General features: G+C 69.6%; 15 protein-coding genes. 7 read left to right on the forward strand and 8 right to left on the reverse strand.

The genetic code is table 11. The annotated features are described in order from the left end of the window. Positions 1–120 precede the first annotated feature (120 nt). Together ABH920_RS48335 and ABH920_RS48340 are read right to left on the reverse strand one after the other, a co-directional pair. The gene (locus tag ABH920_RS48335; protein ID WP_370356316.1) at positions 121–294 is read right to left on the reverse strand and encodes a transposase; all 174 of its coding nucleotides are present in this window, start codon (positions 292–294) and stop codon (positions 121–123) included. Between the two features lie 164 nt (positions 295–458). Next, positions 459–1,505 carry an aldo/keto reductase gene (locus ABH920_RS48340; protein WP_370356318.1) on the reverse strand — a complete coding sequence of 349 codons (1,047 nt, stop codon included), beginning with the start codon at positions 1,503–1,505 and terminating at the stop codon, positions 459–461. Positions 1,506–1,579: 74 nt separating this feature from the next. On the opposite strand from ABH920_RS48340, the gene ABH920_RS48345 reads away from it, so the two are divergent. Beyond that, positions 1,580–2,116, forward strand: coding sequence for a TetR/AcrR family transcriptional regulator (locus ABH920_RS48345; RefSeq protein WP_370356320.1), 537 nt, complete (start codon positions 1,580–1,582; stop codon positions 2,114–2,116). A gap of 107 nt (positions 2,117–2,223) precedes the next feature. Here the strand turns inward: ABH920_RS48345 and ABH920_RS48350 are convergent, their stop codons facing one another. The 5 genes from ABH920_RS48350 to ABH920_RS48370 form a co-directional block, all read right to left on the reverse strand. Further along, the gene (locus ABH920_RS48350) at positions 2,224–3,321 is read right to left on the reverse strand and encodes a glycosyltransferase (protein ID WP_370356322.1); all 1,098 of its coding nucleotides are present in this window, start codon (positions 3,319–3,321) and stop codon (positions 2,224–2,226) included. A 183-nt stretch (positions 3,322–3,504) separates the two neighbouring features. After that, the gene (locus tag ABH920_RS48355; RefSeq protein ID WP_370356324.1) at positions 3,505–4,578 is read right to left on the reverse strand and encodes a LuxR C-terminal-related transcriptional regulator; all 1,074 of its coding nucleotides are present in this window, start codon (positions 4,576–4,578) and stop codon (positions 3,505–3,507) included. Between the two features lie 247 nt (positions 4,579–4,825). After that, positions 4,826–4,948, reverse strand: coding sequence for a hypothetical protein (locus ABH920_RS48360; protein ID WP_370356326.1), 123 nt, complete (start codon positions 4,946–4,948; stop codon positions 4,826–4,828). 31 nt (positions 4,949–4,979) lie between these two features. Next, the gene (locus tag ABH920_RS48365; protein WP_370356328.1) at positions 4,980–7,007 is read right to left on the reverse strand and encodes a glycosyl hydrolase family 18 protein; all 2,028 of its coding nucleotides are present in this window, start codon (positions 7,005–7,007) and stop codon (positions 4,980–4,982) included. A 130-nt stretch (positions 7,008–7,137) separates the two neighbouring features. After that, entirely contained in the window at positions 7,138–7,974 is an 837-nt protein-coding gene (locus ABH920_RS48370; RefSeq protein ID WP_370356330.1) for a GntR family transcriptional regulator, read from the reverse strand. A 197-nt stretch (positions 7,975–8,171) separates the two neighbouring features. Here ABH920_RS48370 and ABH920_RS48375 point away from each other — a divergent pair, with 197 nt between their 5' ends. Genes ABH920_RS48375 through ABH920_RS48395 form a run of 5 tightly spaced genes read left to right on the forward strand, consistent with a single transcriptional unit; the run spans position 8,172 to position 13,746 of the window. Further along, complete coding sequence (locus tag ABH920_RS48375) at positions 8,172–9,569, forward strand: ABC transporter substrate-binding protein (protein ID WP_370356332.1); 1,398 nt, start codon at positions 8,172–8,174, stop codon at positions 9,567–9,569. A gap of 22 nt (positions 9,570–9,591) precedes the next feature. Further along, a complete protein-coding gene (locus ABH920_RS48380; RefSeq protein ID WP_370356334.1) occupies positions 9,592–10,581 on the forward strand; it encodes a carbohydrate ABC transporter permease in 990 nt (329 codons plus the stop codon). Next, a complete protein-coding gene (locus tag ABH920_RS48385; protein ID WP_370356337.1) occupies positions 10,578–11,483 on the forward strand; it encodes a carbohydrate ABC transporter permease in 906 nt (301 codons plus the stop codon). The genes ABH920_RS48380 and ABH920_RS48385 overlap by 4 nt, the downstream gene beginning before the upstream one ends. Then, the gene (locus tag ABH920_RS48390; RefSeq protein ID WP_370356339.1) at positions 11,480–12,760 is read left to right on the forward strand and encodes a 6-phospho-beta-glucosidase; all 1,281 of its coding nucleotides are present in this window, start codon (positions 11,480–11,482) and stop codon (positions 12,758–12,760) included. The genes ABH920_RS48385 and ABH920_RS48390 overlap by 4 nt, the downstream gene beginning before the upstream one ends. Beyond that, positions 12,757–13,746 carry an N-acetylglucosamine kinase gene (locus ABH920_RS48395; RefSeq protein ID WP_370356341.1) on the forward strand — a complete coding sequence of 330 codons (990 nt, stop codon included), beginning with the start codon at positions 12,757–12,759 and terminating at the stop codon, positions 13,744–13,746. Before ABH920_RS48390 ends, ABH920_RS48395 begins: the two co-directional genes overlap by 4 nt. A gap of 49 nt (positions 13,747–13,795) precedes the next feature. Here ABH920_RS48395 and ABH920_RS48400 read toward each other — a convergent pair whose 3' ends face one another. Next, on the reverse strand, positions 13,796–14,491 hold the full coding sequence (locus ABH920_RS48400; RefSeq protein WP_370356343.1) for an aspartate/glutamate racemase family protein: 696 nt from the start codon (positions 14,489–14,491) through the stop codon (positions 13,796–13,798). Between the two features lie 219 nt (positions 14,492–14,710). On the opposite strand from ABH920_RS48400, the gene ABH920_RS48405 reads away from it, so the two are divergent. Further along, positions 14,711–17,536: a BTAD domain-containing putative transcriptional regulator gene (locus ABH920_RS48405; RefSeq protein ID WP_370356345.1), complete on the forward strand. Its 2,826-nt coding sequence runs from the start codon at positions 14,711–14,713 to the stop codon at positions 17,534–17,536. Positions 17,537–17,539 lie beyond the last annotated feature (3 nt).

Here is a 17,539-nt window from a genome sequence, read left to right on the forward strand (position 1 = left end):
TGCGCATACCTCACAACGACGACATAGCGCGCCGGCTACTGCATGTCAGCGTGGCGCACCCCAGCGAAACTCCCGAGCCGAGAACTCTCTAGCCGGCGCAGCAGCCCGCGGCTCCAGGTCTCAGTCAGGGAACGAATACGCGTGCCATATGGCCCGCTCGGCGTCCTGCGGCGAGTCCTCCTGGTCGCGCCAGCGCCGGAAGAACCGGTACGCCGCCAGCCAGTCCGGGAACTCCACCGGCAGCGCCCGCCATTTCGTGCCGTTGTCGTTGACGTACAGCATCGCGTCGATCATCTCCCGTGGCAGTAGCCCTCCGGCCGACCGCCGAGGTCCGCAGCCTCGATGGTGATGCCGCCAAGGTGAAGTGCCGAGGTGCTCAAGGGCGATTTCCTCATCGGGTCGGGTTCAGATCGCGGGTGGGATGGATCCGGAGAATCGAAGCATGAGTCGAGCGATGGTCAGATGACGGGAACAGGGGGAGGTGCGAGCAGCGTGCGGTCGCCGTCGAAGCCGCGGCTCAGCGCGGCCGCGACATCCTCGTGCGGGGTTCCCAGGCGTACCGCGCTGATCTCGTCCAGGTGTTGATAGTGCTGGTCGCCGAGCTCGAGGTGGAGAGACCCGAGGTAGTCCTCTAGCTGCGTGAGGGTGCGGGGGCCGACGATCGGGATCAGCGCCGTCTGCGCGAGAGCGGTCCGGCGGCGTAGCCAGGCCAGGGAGACCTGAAGCGCGCTGGCGCCGACCTCGTCGGCTATCGCCAGGACGGCGTCGACGACGGCGGTGCGCTGTGCGGTGGCCTCGATCACGTCGCCGCGAGCGGTGAGCCTGCCCTGTCCGCCCTGTCGGTACTTGCCGGTGAGCAGACCTCCGGCCAGCGGGGAGTACAGGGCCACGCCCAGGCCGTGGGCCTGCGCCATGGGCAGCAGTTCCCGCTCGGCGGATCGTTCGGCCAGGCTGTATTCGGTCTGGATGCCGACCAGTGGAGCCTGAGCGCGCAGGTCTGCCCGGATCGCGGCGCCGGCGACCCGCCAGGCCGGGAAGTTCGACAGCCCGCCGTGCCGGATCTTGCCGGATCGGATCAGGTCGTCGAACGCGGCCAGGATCTCCTCGACCGGGGTCGTTCCGTCGGGAAAGTGCGGCATGAAGACGTCCACGTAGTCGGTGTCCAGACGGCGCAAACTCGCCTCCAGGGAACGAATCATGACCTTGCGGCCGTTGCCGGTGGTGCCGGGACGGGGCTCGGCCTGCCTGGTCCCGCCGTACTTGGTGATCACCACGAAGTCGTCGCGTCGGCCGCCGAGCAGCCCGCCGAGCACGGTTTCGGCCTGTCCGTCCTGGTAGAGGTTGGACGTGTCGAACGTGGTGCCGCCCGCGCCGACGAAGGCCTCGAAGATCTGCCGTGAGCCCTCGGGACCGGCGCCGGCGTCCGAGGTGGCGAAGTTCGCCGTCCCCAGCACGTACTCCGAGACTCGCAGTCCGGTCAGTCGGCCGAAGGTCTGATAGCGCATGGCGGCTCCTCAAAGTCGGTGTTGCGAGGTAGACTCCACGACAGTATCAAGAAAAACGAGGGGTCACTCTTTTTATGCCCAAGGTCAGCCAAGCACACCTCGACGCCCGTCGCCGGCAGATCCTCGACGCCGCCCGCGCCCGCTTCGCCACCCACGGCTTCGCCCACACGTCCATGGCCGACATCGTCACCGAGTCCGGGCTCTCCAACGGAGCCATCTACCGGTACTTCACCAGCAAGGACGAGATCGTCATCGCCGTCTGCGAACAGGCAGCCGAAGCGCTCCCGCAGGCCCTGACCGCCGAGACTGTCGACGGCTTCCTCCAGCACGTGCGCACGATGGCGCGTGAGCAGGACCACGCCCGCCTGGTAGCCCAGATCTACGCCGAAGCGGCCGTCTCACCCCCGCTGGCAGCTCTCGTCCAACAACAGCTCGCCGAAAGGCGGGCCGCAGTCGCCGCGTTGATCCCCGACCGCCGCCGCGAGGATGCCGAACAGATCGCCGAAGCGTTCGTGGCCCTCTGCAGCAGCTACAGCCAGCAGCTTGCCATCCGCGGTGATCTGGACCCCGCACCCTTCACTGCGGCGCTGATGGCGATCATCAAGGGATAGCAAAGTCTCGCTGATGATCGACCGGCCTACCACCTCGACACTGCGACGATCGACGGCATCTCATACCTTCAGAAACAGGCTAATTCCCGGACTCGGATCCCATCCTTTTAACGCGCTTCGCTCAGTGCCACCAGAGTGCGCAGGACCTCCGCCGGGGACGGCAGGGCCTGGTTGTGCTCCCGAACTGCTTGTGCTGCCTGCCGGAAGGCCGGGTTGCCCAGCACCTCCTGCGCTGCGGCTCCGGCGTCGGCAGGGTCGGTGATGACTCGGGCCGCGCCCAACTTCTCGGCCCGGGCGGCGTTGATGGGATGGTCGGCGGCGACCGGGCGGATCACCATGGGCGATCCGGAAGCGAGCGTGCTGAGTACGGTCCCGGTGCCGCCCGCCGACACCACCAGGTCCGCTTCGGGAAGGATGCGCGCCAGCGGTACGAATCCCACATGACGAACGTTCGGTGCCTGGGCAGTCTCATCGTCCGCCGATCCGGTGACCAGGACGTTGAAGCCGGCCTTCGCCACCGACCGGACGAACTCCCGTTCCATGTCACGGTCCTGGAACGTCGTGCCCAGCGTGATCAGAACCCGGAGACCGGGCCGATCGAACACCGGGGACTCGTAGACCGCGTCGGCGCGGTCGTACGGCGTGATCCGGACCGGCACGCGGTCCTGCGCCAGCGGCGCGCCGTCGCCGTGCAGCAGGTCCGGATACGGATCGACGTACGCCAGCCGGCGGGTCCCGGTCAGCCCGCGCTGTGCGAGCTGGGACGCCCACCGCTCGTCGAGGGCCTGCGCAAACTGGGGAGGCATGCCGCCGGCGATTCCGTGGACCGCCCACGGTACCTTCAGCCTGGCCGCGACCGCGGGGCCGACGTAGTCCAGCGCGTCACAGACGATGAGTCCGGGGCCGAACTCGTCGGCGCGCATGCACGCCTCGTCGAAGGTCAGGTCGACGCGGGTGCCGGCGAACATCTCCGCCGCCTCGGGCCCCACTCCGGCCCAGCGCCTGCCGAGCCGCTTGACCGTCTCCGCGGCATTGACCTCCATGGACGGCCCGGCGGCCAGCACCTCGAACGGTGCCAGCAGCCCTTTGAGGTCACCGGACGTCAGGATGACGACCTCGTGACCGTCGGCGGCGGCCGCGGCGGCCATCGGCGTCAGAGGCAGCACGTGCCCGGCGACGGGAACAGCGCTGAAGAGGATACGCATAAGAACCACTCACTACCTGTTCTGTGGCTGTCGAATTCTGAGATACGTGTTCTGAAATATGAGTTCTGAGATACGGGCGAACCGGGCAAGATCCTTGCCCGGACAAGGGCGAGCTACCGGCCGCTGCCGCGTACCTTCCGCCATGGAAGCCACCATGCCGGGCGCAGGATCGCGGGGGTATCCCTAAGGTGTGGGATCGTCGGCAGCGCCGGACAGCGCGGCGGCGAGCGCCCCGCGTGACGAGACGCCGACCTTGCCGTAGATCGCCTTGAGATGGTCCGCCACCGTGTAGCGGGTGATGAACAGGGCCTCGGCGATGTCCGGGTTCGTCAGCCCGGTCACGACCAGGGCGGCGACCTCGCGCTCCCGGTCGGAGAGCCGGTGAGCGCGCATGATCAGGTGCTGGAGATCGCCTCGACGAGCCGGCTCGATCGTGACCGTGACGGCCCCGGGCCCCAAGGCCGGCGACTGCGACAGCGGGGCGGCACGCAGCAGCAGCCAGGTGCCGTCTGTCGCGCGGATGCGCAGTCGAGGTGACCGGCGATCCGGCGTGGCGCGTTCGAGGTCGCCGGGCGTGACCCGTTCGAGCAGGGCGTAGAGGAAGCCGGGAAGGGGGTCGCCGCCCGGAACCGGGCGGGGCAGCCGCGAGAGCCAGCGGTCCGCGGCCGGCGTGGACGCGATGAGACGGCGGTCGTGGTCGAACACGATCGTGCCCAGCTCGTCACCGCTCGGGGGTGCGCCGGCGGGTTCGAGCGCGGCGCGGCGCAGCCTGTGCGCCAAGACCGGGACACTCTGTCCCACGGCGAAGGCGTCCTCCGCCGTGAAATGCGGATCAGAGCGCTCGCGGTAGAGGTGGAGCATGCCCCAGCAGGCACCCCCGGCGGTGAGCGCGAGAGACAGGCTGTCGCCCAGCCCGGCGGGACCGGCGATCTCCGACCAGTACCGATCGCGGGCCAGGTCGCCGCCGGTACTCACGCTCGTCGCGGTGAACCCGCGTTCGGCCAGCGTCGTGAGGTCGCGCGACGTGGGCCACGACCGGTGCAGCAACCGCTGGTGCCGCCCGACCACCGGATTGTCCGAAATAGCCCAGGACGGGAGCCACGTAGCGGGATCGACGCTGGTCCAGCACATCGAGCCGAAGCCGACGATCCGGCGCAGCGCGTCCACAACGGACCATTGGAACTCGACACCGGACACGCTCGCCCCCGCCAACTGCTCGATCGTGCTTCTGGCACGCGCGGCAGTCGAGTAGGCCATGTGGAGATCCTACGATTTCGAACGATCCCGTGGCCCCAATGCTCCGGACGGCCCGACTTCCGTAGCAACGACGGGGTGCAGAACGGCCTCGTGAAGGAGTTCGAGTCGCTGGGAGGCTGACCGCGTCGGCACCGGGCCTGTACCCGCGCGGTCAGCTCAGCCATGGCGAACGGTTTGACGAGGTAGTCGTCGGCTCCGTTTTCGAAGCCTGACACTCGGTCTTCGACGGTGCTGAAGGAGGTGAGCATCAGCACCAGGGCCGTGTGTCCGCGAGCCGTTCCGCGAGATCGACCACGCAGCCGGCCGCGCGCAGACCGTCGACGATCAGCGGCGCGAGTCCGGGATCGTCTTCCGCCACGAGCACCCGCACGGCGGCTCCAGTCCTCGCGACCGGGAAGGTGCTACGGCTGGATCTGGTCCGAGAGTGCGAGGTCCCAGACCGCGAGGCCGTGGATCTGCTCGTTCGCGGCCATGGTGCGGCGCAGAGCGAAGGATCGGGCGTCGGACCACCAAAGGACGGTGCCGTCGGACAGCGTCGCGGTCCACTCCCCGGCGGCGTCGTCGAATTGGGCGGTGGCGCCGTCGGCGGCGACGAGGTCGCGCGCGGCCTGGTCGCTGACCTGGGTCGCGGCGCCGCCGGCCGGCCAGGAGTAGCCGTATCCTGCGACGCCCAGGTCCACCTTGGCGGCCGGGACCTGGCTGACGAGTGCGTCCAGGCCCTGCTGCTGCCAGGACAGCGAGCCGACCGGGCCGGGGTCCGAGGCCTGGGTGTGCTGGTCGTAGGCCATCAGCACCAGGTGGTCGACGACCTGGCCGAGGGCCGGCAGGTCGTATCCGAGGGCTGCGTATTCGTCCGCGCTCTGGCCGTTCATCAGGTCCAGGCTGACGGTCTTGCCGGCCGGCAGCGCCTGCTTCAGCGCGGTCATGAAGGCCGTGAGCCCTGCGGTGTCCCGGGCCTGCAGGGACTCCATGTCGATGGTGACGCCGTCCCAGCCCTGGGAGGTGACCGCGTTGGTGAGGGTGGCGACCACGGTGTCGATGTTGGTCTGGTTGCTCAGCAGGTTGTAGGCGGCCTGCTCGTCGAAGTCCCCGATGCTCTGGCTGAAGTTGCCGGCCAGGAACTCGGCTGGGAGGCCGTCGGCGTGTGCGGCGGCCAGCTGGTTCTGTGCGGCACTGCTGGGTTGACCGACGCTTGTCCCGTCGGCGGTGATGTTGACACCGTCGGCGCCGACGGAGCCGAGGGCGCCGGCACTGGCGTCGATGAGCGAGGTGGCGTCGCCCTCTTCCTGATAGCCGACCACCGGCAGGCCGGTGACGGCGGAGGCGGACGAGGAGGCTTTGGCAGCGGGGAGGAACCAGGGGTTGCCGCCGCCGAGCGACCACACCGAGACCTTGGTGACGCCCAGATCGGTGAGGACTTTCAGCTTGGCGGTCAGGGAAGCGCTGTCGACGTAGTCGTAGAGGACCCCGCCGGAGGTCCAGCGGATCTCGCCCGAGGAGGGGTCGCGGCGTGCGGCGATGACGGCGGGGCCGGAGGAGAAGCCGGGGCTGCTCTTCATGTCGCTGAACTGGACGTTGCCGGTGACCGCGTTCAGGTCGCAGGGGTCCAGGGCGTGGTAGCCGTAGGACGGGAGCCCGATGACCAACCGGGAGTGGTCCGGGACTTTGCTCTGGGCGTAGGTGGTGACCTGCTTGAGCCAGCCGTACGGCGTGATCGGCAGGCAGCGGGCGCCGGGCTGGGTGTCGAACTCCTCGTCGTAGGCCATGATCACGAGCTCGTCGACGCCGGTCGCCGAGACCTGCGCGTAGTCGTAGAACGTGGCGTCGGCGGTCATTGCCGGGGCGTCTACCTGCAGCCGCTTGCCGTGGGCGTGCAACGAGGTCGCGAGCTGGGTCAGGAACTTCTTGTAGTTCGTGAAGTCCGCCGGCGACCAGGACCAGTAGTCCTCCAGGTCCACGTCGACGCCGGACAGGCCGTTGCCGACGATCAGCGAAGTGAGCTGCGAGACGGCCTTGGACCGGTTGCCGGAGCTGCTGACCAGCGCGTGGACGTCGGCGGTCGTCATCCCCGAGATGGTCGGGTACTGATACGCCGAGTGAGCCTTCACACTGGCGACGTTCGCCGCGCTGTAGGCGTTGCACAGCCCTGAGGCCGCGGTCTCCAGCTTGACCGAGCCGTTCGACTGCACGGACCAGTACTCAGGCTTGAGCGCGCCGTTCAGGACGCGGTTGTCGGCGTACTCCTGCGGCGCCGAGCAGGTGGAGTCGCCGGGGGAGCCGGGATACAGCCAGGTCTGCAACTGCACGCCGGCGGTCGGCGCGGCGGGCTTCGGCTTGGAGACGGCCGCCATGGCGGGCACGGTCGTCGCGACGATTCCCGCCGCCGCACAGGCGGTCAGGATGGTGAGCGGTCTTGTTCGGCGAAGCATGTGTCCTCCGGAAAGCGTGACTGATCACCACGCGGACCGGGTGGTCCGCGCGGGGCGTGGCGGTGGTTCCGGTGGTGCCTGTTGTGCCTGCGGGTGCGCGGACCGCCGCGCTGACCGCCGCGCCGACTGCTCAGCCGGACCAGTAGGAGTCCAGGACCAGCGTGTCGGCGCCGGGGACGGCCGAGGCCGTCGACCAGGAGCCGCCCAGCACCCGGCCGCCGCTGCCGTCGTCGTCGGCGGCCAGCGACAGCTGCGTCACGATGCGGTAGCGGTCACCGCGGTACACCGAGTGCGTGAACTCCACGACTCGGCCCTCGGTGTCGGCGGTCGCCCGCTCGAACAGCAGCGCCGGGGTGTGGACCGGCACTCCCAGCAGTTCGGCTTCGGCGGTGTCGACGACGGTCGGTTCGATGATCTGCGTGGCGGTGGCCAGCCCGATCCCGTACCGCTGTCCCAGGATCTGGTAGAACGAGCCGGTCTCAAGGTCCTGAGGAGTCAGTCCGGGCACGAGGACGGCCGGCACGTGCAGGGTGTCGACCGACATCGGGTCCCCGTCGGCCAGCCGCAGCCTGGTGATGCGCAGGACCGGTTCGGCCGGCGACACGTTCAGGCGTCGGCTGATCCGGGCTCCGGCCGCGACGGCTTGGAAGTCCACCATCCTGCTGGTCCAGACCCCGTCCACGCCGCCGACGGCCAGCGGTCGGCCGGGAGCGGTGGCCGGGGCGCCCAGGCGCTGGGCCACCTTGGCCTTGGCCACGAAGACTCCGCGACCGTGCTCCCTGACCAGCAGGCCGTCGCGGACCAGGTCGTCGACGACCGAGCGCAGCGTCGGGCGGGACACCGAGAGCTCGTCGCTCAGCTGGCGCTCGCCGGGGATCGCCCGGCCCGGGCCGTACTCGTCGACCAGGTCCAGCAGGTGTCCGCGGATGCGCTCGCGTTTCTGCCAGCGGCTCTCGCCCACGTTCATCGGTGCTCGGTTCCCTCTCTGTCCGTCGTTCCGCCACTAGTGATCCGGAACCCTTGACGTTGACCAAATAATGACCCACGATAAGCCCACTGGTCAATGGTTGGTAAGTTTTCGGCCCTGGATGTGGCCGTGGTCCGCCATAGATGACCCGAATCCATACCACTTCTGTTCCACCCATCCCTGGGTCGGAGGCCCCCATGTTTCTGCACCGCCGCACACCCGCAGGCTCGCCGAGCACCCGGAACAGTACCCGGGCCCGCCTGGCCGCCGCCGCCGTCGTCCCGGCCCTCGCCCTGGCACTGACCGGGACGACAGCCGCGTGTTCGGCCGGCGGCGGCTCCACCGCCAAGGCCGACACCGGCGCCGAGGACACCACGCCGGTCACCATCACCTTCTGGCACGGTCTGAGCTCGCCGCACGAGGTCGCCTCCATCGACGCGGTCCTGGCCAAGTTCCACCAGAAGTACCCGTACATCACCGTGCAGGCGGTCAAGGCCCAGGACGACGACAAGATCAACCAGGCGATCCGCGGCGGCACCGCGCCGGACGTGGCCTCCTCGTTCAACGCGAACAACGTCGGCGGGTGGTGCGCCAGCGGCGCCTTCCAGGACCTCGGCCCGGACATCGCCGCCGACCACGTCGACATGACGCAGATCCCGCAGGCCGTCCAGTCCTACACCGCCTACGCCGGCAAACGCTGCACGATGCCGTGGCTGGCCGACACCTTCGGGCTCTACTACAACAAGAAGCTGTTCGCCGCCGCCGGGATCACCGCACCGCCCAAGACGATGACCGAACTGGCCGACGACGCCAAGAAGCTGACCGTGCGCAACCCGGACGGCTCGATCAAGACCGCGGGCTTCATGCCGTATTTCGGGGCCTACGAGATGCTCACCGAGCACCTGCTCCCCAGCTGGGGCGGCAGCTGGCTGAAGGCCGACGGCACCTCGAACACCGCCTCCGACCCGGCCTTCGTCTCCGCACTGACCTGGCAGAAGAACCTGGTCGACTGGTTCGGTGCGGACAAGCTGGCCAAGTTCAAGGCCGGCATGGGCGACGAGTTCTCGGCGCAGAACGCCTTCGAGACCGGCGCGCTGGCGATGATGGTGGACGGCGAGTGGCGCACCGCGTTCATCAAGAACGACAAGTCGGACGTCGACTACGGCACGGCGCCGATGCCGGTCGCGGACGACAAGCCCGACCTGTACGGATCCGGATTCGTCGGCGGCAACGTCATCGGGATCCCGCGCGGCGCCAAGCATCCGGCCGCCGCCTGGAAGCTGGTGAAGTTCCTGACCACCGACCCCGACGCGGTGGCCTCGTTCGCCGACGCCATCGGCAACGTCCCGACGACGCTGGCCGCGCTCGACTCCCCGGACTTCACGCTGGCCAAGGACCCGAACTTCGCGACGTTCCTGGAGGTCTTCAAGAACCCGAAGACCTCGACCACCCCGGCCAGCCCGAACGGTGGCGCCTACCTGACCAACTTCGGCCCGTTCGCCGACAAGTGGCAGAACGGCAAGGTTCCCGACCTCAAGGCCGGGCTCGCCGACATCGACAAGCAGAACGACGCCGCGCTCAAGCTCAGCCAGTGAGAACCGGAGACCGGCCCCCATCATGAGCACACCGATACTGCCCGCCCGGACGTTCCGCCGGCGGCCCGCCCCGTCCCTCCTCGTCCCGCCGGCCCTGCGCGCCCAGCATCGGCGCCGGCGGATCCGGGTCCTGCTGTTCCTGTCCCCGTGGATCGTCGGCTTCGGGGTCTTCCTGGCCTACCCGCTGGTCATGACCTTCTGGCTGTCGTTCACGAACTCCGACATGATCTCCACCCCGCACTTCGTGGGCTTGCGCAACTACCGCTACCTGCTCCACGACGACCCGCTGATCTGGCAGGCGGTCCGCAACACCGGCTGGCTGATGGCGGTCATGGTCCCGACGCAGGTGCTGTTCGCGCTCGGCGTGGCCATGGTGACCGCCCGGCTCAAGGCCGGCGCGGGCCTCTTCCGGACCGTGTTCTACCTGCCGGCCCTCGCGCCGCCGGTCGCGGCGACCGTCGCGTTCGTGTGCCTGTTCAACCCCTCCACCGGACCGGTGAACCGGGCCCTGGGGCTGCTCGGCGTGCACGGGCCGCTGTGGTTCGACTCGCCGACCTGGTCCAAGCCCGCCTTGACGCTGCTCACGCTGTGGGGGAGCGGGACCATGATGGTCATCTTCCTGGCCGCGCTGCTCGACGTGCCCGCCGAGCTCTACGAGGCCGCGCACCTCGACGGCGCCGGTCCGCTGAAGCGGTTCCGCTTCGTGACGCTGCCGTCGATCTCGCCGGTGCTGCTGTTCGCGACCGTGACCGCGGTCATCGCCACCTTGCAGTACTTCACCCAGGCGATGGTGGCCTCCCAGACCGCCAACGGGAACATCCAGGCCTCGCCGGGGTTCCCCGGCGGATCGACGCTCACCTTCTCCCAGCAGATCTATGTCGCCGGGTTCAACCAGTTCCACATGGGCTATGCCTGCGCGCTGGCCGTCGTGATGTTCGCGGTGGCGATGGCGTTCACCGTGGTCCTGCTGCGCCGGGGATCCGGTTTCGACATCGAGGAGGCCGCGAAATGACCACCCTGGCGCCCACAGCGCGCGACAGGTCCGCCCGGACGGCCGCCTCGCCCCACCGCGCCGCGCGCGGCCGGTCCCGGCGCCGTCGCGTCCTGATCTGGATCGCCGAACACGCCATCGCGGTCGGGCTGGCCGTCGCCTTCCTCGGACCCGTCGTCTTCATCCTGCTCACCTCGGTGATGACCGACCAGCAGTCCCTGACCTCCGACCTGTGGCCGAGGCACTGGCAGTGGTCCAACTACACCAAGGTGTTCTCCCAGGCCCCGACCGCCACCTGGATCACCAACACCGTCGTCTACGCCGGACTGGTGACCGCCTGCACGCTGGTCTCCAGCATCCCCGTCGCCTACGCGCTCGCGCGGTTCCGTTTCCGGGCCCGCAACGGCGTCTTCCTCGCCGTGATCACGATGATGATGCTGCCGCCGCAGGTGCTGGTCGTCCCGATGTACATCATGTGGGCCCGCCTGCACCTGACCGGCACGATCTGGCCGCTGGTCATCCCCTGCGCGTTCGGGGACGCGTTCTCCATCTTCCTGCTGCGCCAGTTCCTGCTGACGATCCCGGAGGATTACCTGAACGCGGCGCGCGTCGACGGATGCAGCGAAGTGCGCGTCCTGCTGCGTGTGGTCCTGCCGATGATGCGTCCCGCGGTCGTCGCGGTCGGCCTGTTCGCGTTCTTCAACGCCTGGAACGACTACTACGGACCGCTCATCTACACCGGCGAGAACCCGGACCACTGGACGCTCGCGGTCGGGCTGGCCGGCTTCAAGACCGCGCACGCCGTCCAGTGGAACCTCACCATGGCCGCGACCGTCATCGCCATGGCGCCGGTGATCATCGTGTTCTTCTTCGCCCAGAAAGCCTTCATCGAAGGCGTCACACTGACAGGAGTCAAGGGTTGAAAATCGTCGTCGTCGGTGGCGGATCCACCTACACCCCCGAACTCGTCGACGGGTTCGCCCGGCTGCGCGACACCCTGGCCGTGGACGAACTGGTGCTCATCGATCCCGACGCCGAACGCCTCCGCCTGGTCGCCGGGGTCTCGGCGCGGATCCTGGCCAAGCAGGGGCATCCCGGCCGGCTGGTCACCGGGACCGATCTGGACGAGCACCTGGACGGCGCGGCCGCGGTGCTGCTCCAGCTGCGCGTCGGCGGTCAGGCCGCCCGGCACACCGACGAAACCGTGCCGCTGATGTGCGGATGCGTCGGGCAGGAGACTACCGGGGCCGGTGGGCTGGCCAAGGCGCTGCGCACCGTGCCGGTGGTCCTCGACATCGCCGACCGGATCCGCGAGCGCGCCCCCGAGGCCTGGATCGTGGACTTCACCAACCCGGTCGGCATCGTGACCCGGGCCCTGCTGGACGCCGGACACAAGGCGGTCGGGCTGTGCAACGTCGCCAAGGGCTTCCAGCACCTGTTCGGCGAGTACTTCGACGTCGATCCCGAGCAGGTCCAGCTCGACCACGTCGGGCTCAACCACCTGACGTGGGAGCGCGGGGTGCGGATCAACGGTGTGGACGTACTGCCGCAGATCTTCGCCGAGCACAGCGAGGCGCTGGCCGCGCGCGTGCAGATCCCGGTCGAGGTGATGCGGCGGCACGGGGTGATTCCGTCGTACTACCTGCGGTTCTTCTACGCGCACGACGCCGTGGTCGCCGAGCAGTCGGCCCAGCAGTCGCGGGCCGAGCAGGTGGCTGAGTTGGAACGGGAGCTGTTGGCGATGTACGCGGATCCGGGGCTGGATGTGAAGCCGCCGCTGTTGGCGAAGCGTGGCGGCGCCTACTACTCCGAGGCTGCGATCGCGTTGGTCGCCGGGCTTCTTGGCGAGGGCGGCGGTGACGACGGCGACCGCGGCACCGTCCAGGTCGCCAACGTGCGTAACGGCGACACCCTGCCGTTCCTGTCTGCCGATGCCGTCATCGAGGTGCCGTGCCGCGTCGACGCCACCGGTGTGCACCCGCTGCCTACGGCACCGGTCGCGCCGTTGCAGGCGGGACTTATCGCTCACGTCGCGGCGTACGAAGAGCTCGCGCTTCAGGCCGCCCTGCGCGGAGGCGCCGGTCGGGTCGAGGACGCCCTGATAGCGCATCCGCTGATCGGGCAGACCGAGCCGGCGCAGAAGCTGGCCGCCGAGCTGATCTCGGTGAACCGGCGGTACCTGCCCTGGGCCGCGTCGTGAACGAGCTCTTTCTCGCCGTGGACGGCGGCAACAGCAAGACCGATGTCGTCCTCGGCGACCTTCTCACCGGAACGGTCCACGCCCGGGCTCGCGGCGGCCCCTTCCGGCCGCAGGTCACCGGAGTCCGAGCGGCGCTCGACGCCCTCGAAACGGTGGTCGCGCGGGTGACGGCGTCGGTCGGTCAGGCCGGGCAGGCCGGGCAGGCCGGGCACGTCGACGGCCTGTCCGCGTTCGTGGCCGGTGCCGATCTTCCGAGCGAGGAGACGGCGCTTCAGGCGGCTTTCGTCGAGCGGGGCTGGGCCCGGCGTGTCCACGTCGCCAACGACACGTTCGCCCTCCTGCACGCCGGGTCGCCGAGCGGTACCGGCGTCGCAGTGGTCTGCGGAACCGGGATCAACTGCGTCGGCATCGGGCCCGACGGTTCGGTGGCGCGGTTCCCGGCGCTCGGCGCGCTGTCCGGGGACTGGGGCGGCGGCCAGGACATCGGCACCGAGATGCTGTGGCACGCGGTGCGCGGCGAAGACGGCCGCGGCCCGCGGACGGCACTGACCGCGGCGGTCGCCGGCCACTTCGGGCTGCGCACGGCACTGGACGTGACCTTGGCGATTCACACCGGGGAACTCGCCGAGGGGGAACTGCGGACCCTGACTCCCATGGTGTTCGCGCTGACCGACGATCCGGTCGCGCGATCCGTCGTGGACCGCCAGGCCGACGAGGTCTGCGCCCTGGGACTGGCCGCGTTGCGCCGGCTAGGTCTGGAGCAGACACCGACACCGGTCATTCTCGGCGGCGGCGTCCTCGGCGCCGCGGATCCCTACCTCCTGGGACGGATCACCGAAGGGTTCGCGCAGCGGTCGAGAGCTGAACTGCGGGTCGTGACCGACGCGCCGGTGGCCGGTGCCGCTCTGCACGCGCTCGGCGCCGAAGCCGGCACGGCGATACGCGAGCGATTGCTGGACCAGCTCCGGGCTGCTCGGATGGGGTGAAGCACGTCGCCTCTGGCCGATGGACGCATCGGCTAGAGGCGACTTCCGGTTATGCGGGTTTCAGGGCCCAGTCCAGCGCTGCCTCGATGTGGAGCAGGGTCGTGTCGTACACCGGAAGTGGACTGGTTTCCCGGTCGAGGAGCAGCCCGATTTCGGTGCAGCCGAGGATGACGGCTTGCGCGCCGTTCTGTTTCAGCGACTCGACCACCGAGATGTAGGCCTGTCGTGAGTGGTCGAGGACTTTGCCCAGGCAGAGCTCGTCGTAGATGACGTTGTGCACGAGGGTGCGGCCGGGCTCATCGGGCGTGACCACGGTCAGGCCCCGACGTTCCAGGATCGATCGGTAGAAGTCCTGCTCCATGGTGTAGCGGGTACCGAGCAGTCCGACCGTGCGGACGTCGTCCGCAAGCAACGCGTCGGCGGTGCCCTCGGCGATGTGCAGGATCGGAATGGTGACCGCCGCGCTGATGTCGTCGATGACGCGATGCATGGTGTTCGTGCACAACACCAGGCACTCGGCCCCGCCGGCTTCCAGGCGCCGAGCCCAGGACGCGAGATAGGCGCCCGCCTCGTCCCAGGCCCCGCGCTCCTGCATCCGCTCCACTTCGGCGAAGTCGACGGACGCGACCAGACACCGTGCCGAGTGCAGACCACCCAGGCGCTCGCGAACCCCGCGGTTGAGGCCCTGGTAGTAGGTGAGCGTGGATTCCCAGCTCATCCCGCCGAGCAGTCCGACCAACTTCATGACGCCATCTCCTCATCTCCTGCACCGTCGGCACCTCTCAGTATCGTCGTGGTGCCGGTGATCACGGAGGGGGCTGCGATGTTCGGTGAGCGAGGGTTGTCATTCGGGGTACTCGGGGCGCTCGAATGCCGGTGGGACGGGGTGCCGGTGCCGTTGGGCGGGCCGACGCAGGAGCGGCTTGTGGTCCTTCTGGTCTCGGCGGCCGGGAGGCCTGTGCCGATGCCTGACCTCGTTCGTGAGGTCTGGGACGAACGTCCGCCCGCCACGGCTGTCCATCAGATCCGGAAGATGATCGCCGCGCTGCGTCGTCGGATCCCTGACGGCGCCGGGGTGCTGCGGACGGTTGGCTCGGGTTATCAGCTGGTGACGGCGGACGCGCAGGTGGATGCGATCCGCTTCGCCGCGCTCGTCGATCGGGCGCGGACTGCGCGCCCGAAGGAGGCCGCGGAGCTGCTGCGCGAGGCGTTGGGATTGTGGCGGGGACCGATTTCCGCTCAGGGGGCTGTGATCGAGGCGTGGGCCGCGGGCTTGGAGGAACAACGGCTGACGGCCGTGGAGGACTTGCTGGCGGCGCGGCTGGCGCTGGGTGCCGGGTCCGAGCTCGTCGGCGAGGTGCGGCAACTGGTCGGACTGCACCCGCTCCGGGAGCGGCTGCGCGGGCAGCTGATGACCGCGCTGTATCGCGGGGGCCGGCAGGTCGAAGCCCTCCAGGAGTACGAACGCGTCCGCTCGGTGTTGGCCGAGGAGCTCGGCGTGGACCCGGGGCCGGAACTGCGCAGGCTGCACACGGACATGCTTCGCAACGCGCCGGACGTCTCTGCCGGCCACCCCCGTCGCTCCGCTCCCTGCTCGCTGCCGTACGACCTTCCCGATTTCGTGGGCCGGGTCGCCGAACTCCGCGAGCTGACCCAGGACCACCGGGACGGCGAGCACGTGCGGATCATCCTGATCGAGGGGATGGGCGGCTCCGGGAAGACCACCTTGGCCGTGCACGCCGCGCACCGCCTCGCCGAGCGGTACCCGGACGGCCAGCTCTACCTCGACCTCGGCGGCTTCACCGCCGGCCGCGAGCCGCTCGACGTCGGCGGCTCGCTGGCCGTCCTCCTGCGGGGTCTGGCCGTCCCGGTCTCCGACATCCCGGGCGACCTGGCCGCCCGCACCGCCTTGTGGCGCATCACCACGGCCGATCGCAGGATTCTGCTACTGCTGGACAACGCCGCGGACGCCGAGCAACTGCGGCCTCTGCTTCCGGCCTCGCCCGGCTGCCTCGTCCTCGCCACGAGCCGGGTCCGGCTGGCTGCCGTGGACGGGGCCCGGGTCCTGCCGCTCGGCGCGTTGACCGAGCACGACAGCAAGGATCTGGTGGCGCGGGTCGTCGGCCGGGACCGTGCGGACGCCGATCCGGAGGCGCTGGCCGCGTTGGTCGAGCAGTGCGGACGGCTGCCCCTGGCGCTGCGGATCGCGGCCCGGCGGCTGGCCGATCGGCCGCTGTGGAACCTGGGCTACCTCGCCGACCGCCTGAGCCACGGTCCCGGCCGGCTGTCGGAGCTCGCCTCGGGTCAGCGCAGTGTGGCGGCGAGCATCTGCCTGTCCTACGAGGTGATGGACGCCGACGCCCGCGAGTCGTTCCGCTTGCTGGGTCTGTTCCCCGGCCGCGATCTGGACGCCCGGGCAGCCGCCGCGCTGCTCGGCGCACCTGTTCACCGGGCCGAGCGGTGCCTGGAGGCCCTCCTGGACGTGAACCTGCTGCAGCAGCACGTTGCCGGGCGCTACGTCTTCCACGATCTGGTGCGCGACTTCGCGCGATCGCTGCCGTCGCCGGACGGAGATCGCGACGCCGGCGCCGTCGGCAGGCTGACCGACCACTACCTGCGGTGGGCGACAGCCGCCGTCGGTGTGTTGTTTCCGGGGCGCTGCGCGTTCGACAGCACGCCGGCCGACGGCCCGCATCCGGTCTTCGAGAGCGGGGAAGCGGCGTCGGCGTGGTTGGAGCTCGAACAGGACAATGCGACGGCGACGGCGCTGCGGGCCGGTGAGTGCGGGCTGGGGCGCGAGGCCGTGGCCTTGTTCTCCGCGATCGGCCGCAACCGGCTCACCCGCCGACCTGAGCGCGCCGCATGGGCCCGGCACTGCGAGTCCCTGCTGGCCGTGATCCGCCGGTCCGACGATCCGGGACTGCTGTGCGCCGCACTCAGCCAGACGGCGGCCGCCTACTGGTCCGTCGGGCTCGCCAGGGCCGGACGGGTTATGGCCGAAGAAGCACTCGCCCTGGCGGAGAAGGAGGGAACGCCTGTTGCCCTGGCCCAACGGCTGTCCACTCTCGGATGCTTCGTCAGCACCCTCGGCGACTACCCGCAGGCCATCTGGATGCTGACGCGGGCCGTACAAGTCTTCCGCAGCTGCGACAGCGCCGCGATGTCCGCCCTGACGCTGGTCAACCTCGCCTCGGCCCAGCACGCGATCGGCGACCACGAGGGCAGCCTGGCCAGCGCGGTGGAGGCGCTGCGGATCTATGAAGGTACGGGGACCCATCCTCATATGGCCCTGGCCCTGCTCGACATCGGCAACGCCGAGATCGCGCTGGGCCGCTGGGAGACGGCGCGCGACCGCTTTGCCGAGGCCTATGCGGTCGTGGACCGTACCGGAGCGGAGTCGGACCGGCCGATCGTCATGACGGCTTTGGGGCATGTGCATCACCTGCTCGGGGCCGAACCACAGGCGAGCCTGTGGTTCGGCCGCGCCCGCGAGTGTCTGCGCGGACCCGTCGAGCCCTTCGCCGCCATCAGGATGCTGAGTATGCTCGGGGCCGCCGAGTGCGATCGAGGCCGGTACGAGTCCGCGCTGCGCGATCACCGGGACGCCCACGCTCGCGCCGTGGAGGTGGAGTTTCGCCGGGGTGTCGCGTTGTCCTTGCACGGTATGGCCGCTGCTGAGGACGGTCTCGGACGGGCCGCGGAGGCTCGTGCGCATCGCGCTGAAGCCGCCAGGCACTACGCGGCGATGGGCATCCAACAGGACGTTGAGCTGCCGTTGGTGCGGTGCTGATCC

Source organism: Catenulispora sp. EB89, from assembly GCF_041261445.1.
In the GTDB taxonomy this organism is placed as follows: Bacteria; Actinomycetota; Actinomycetes; order Streptomycetales; family Catenulisporaceae; genus Catenulispora.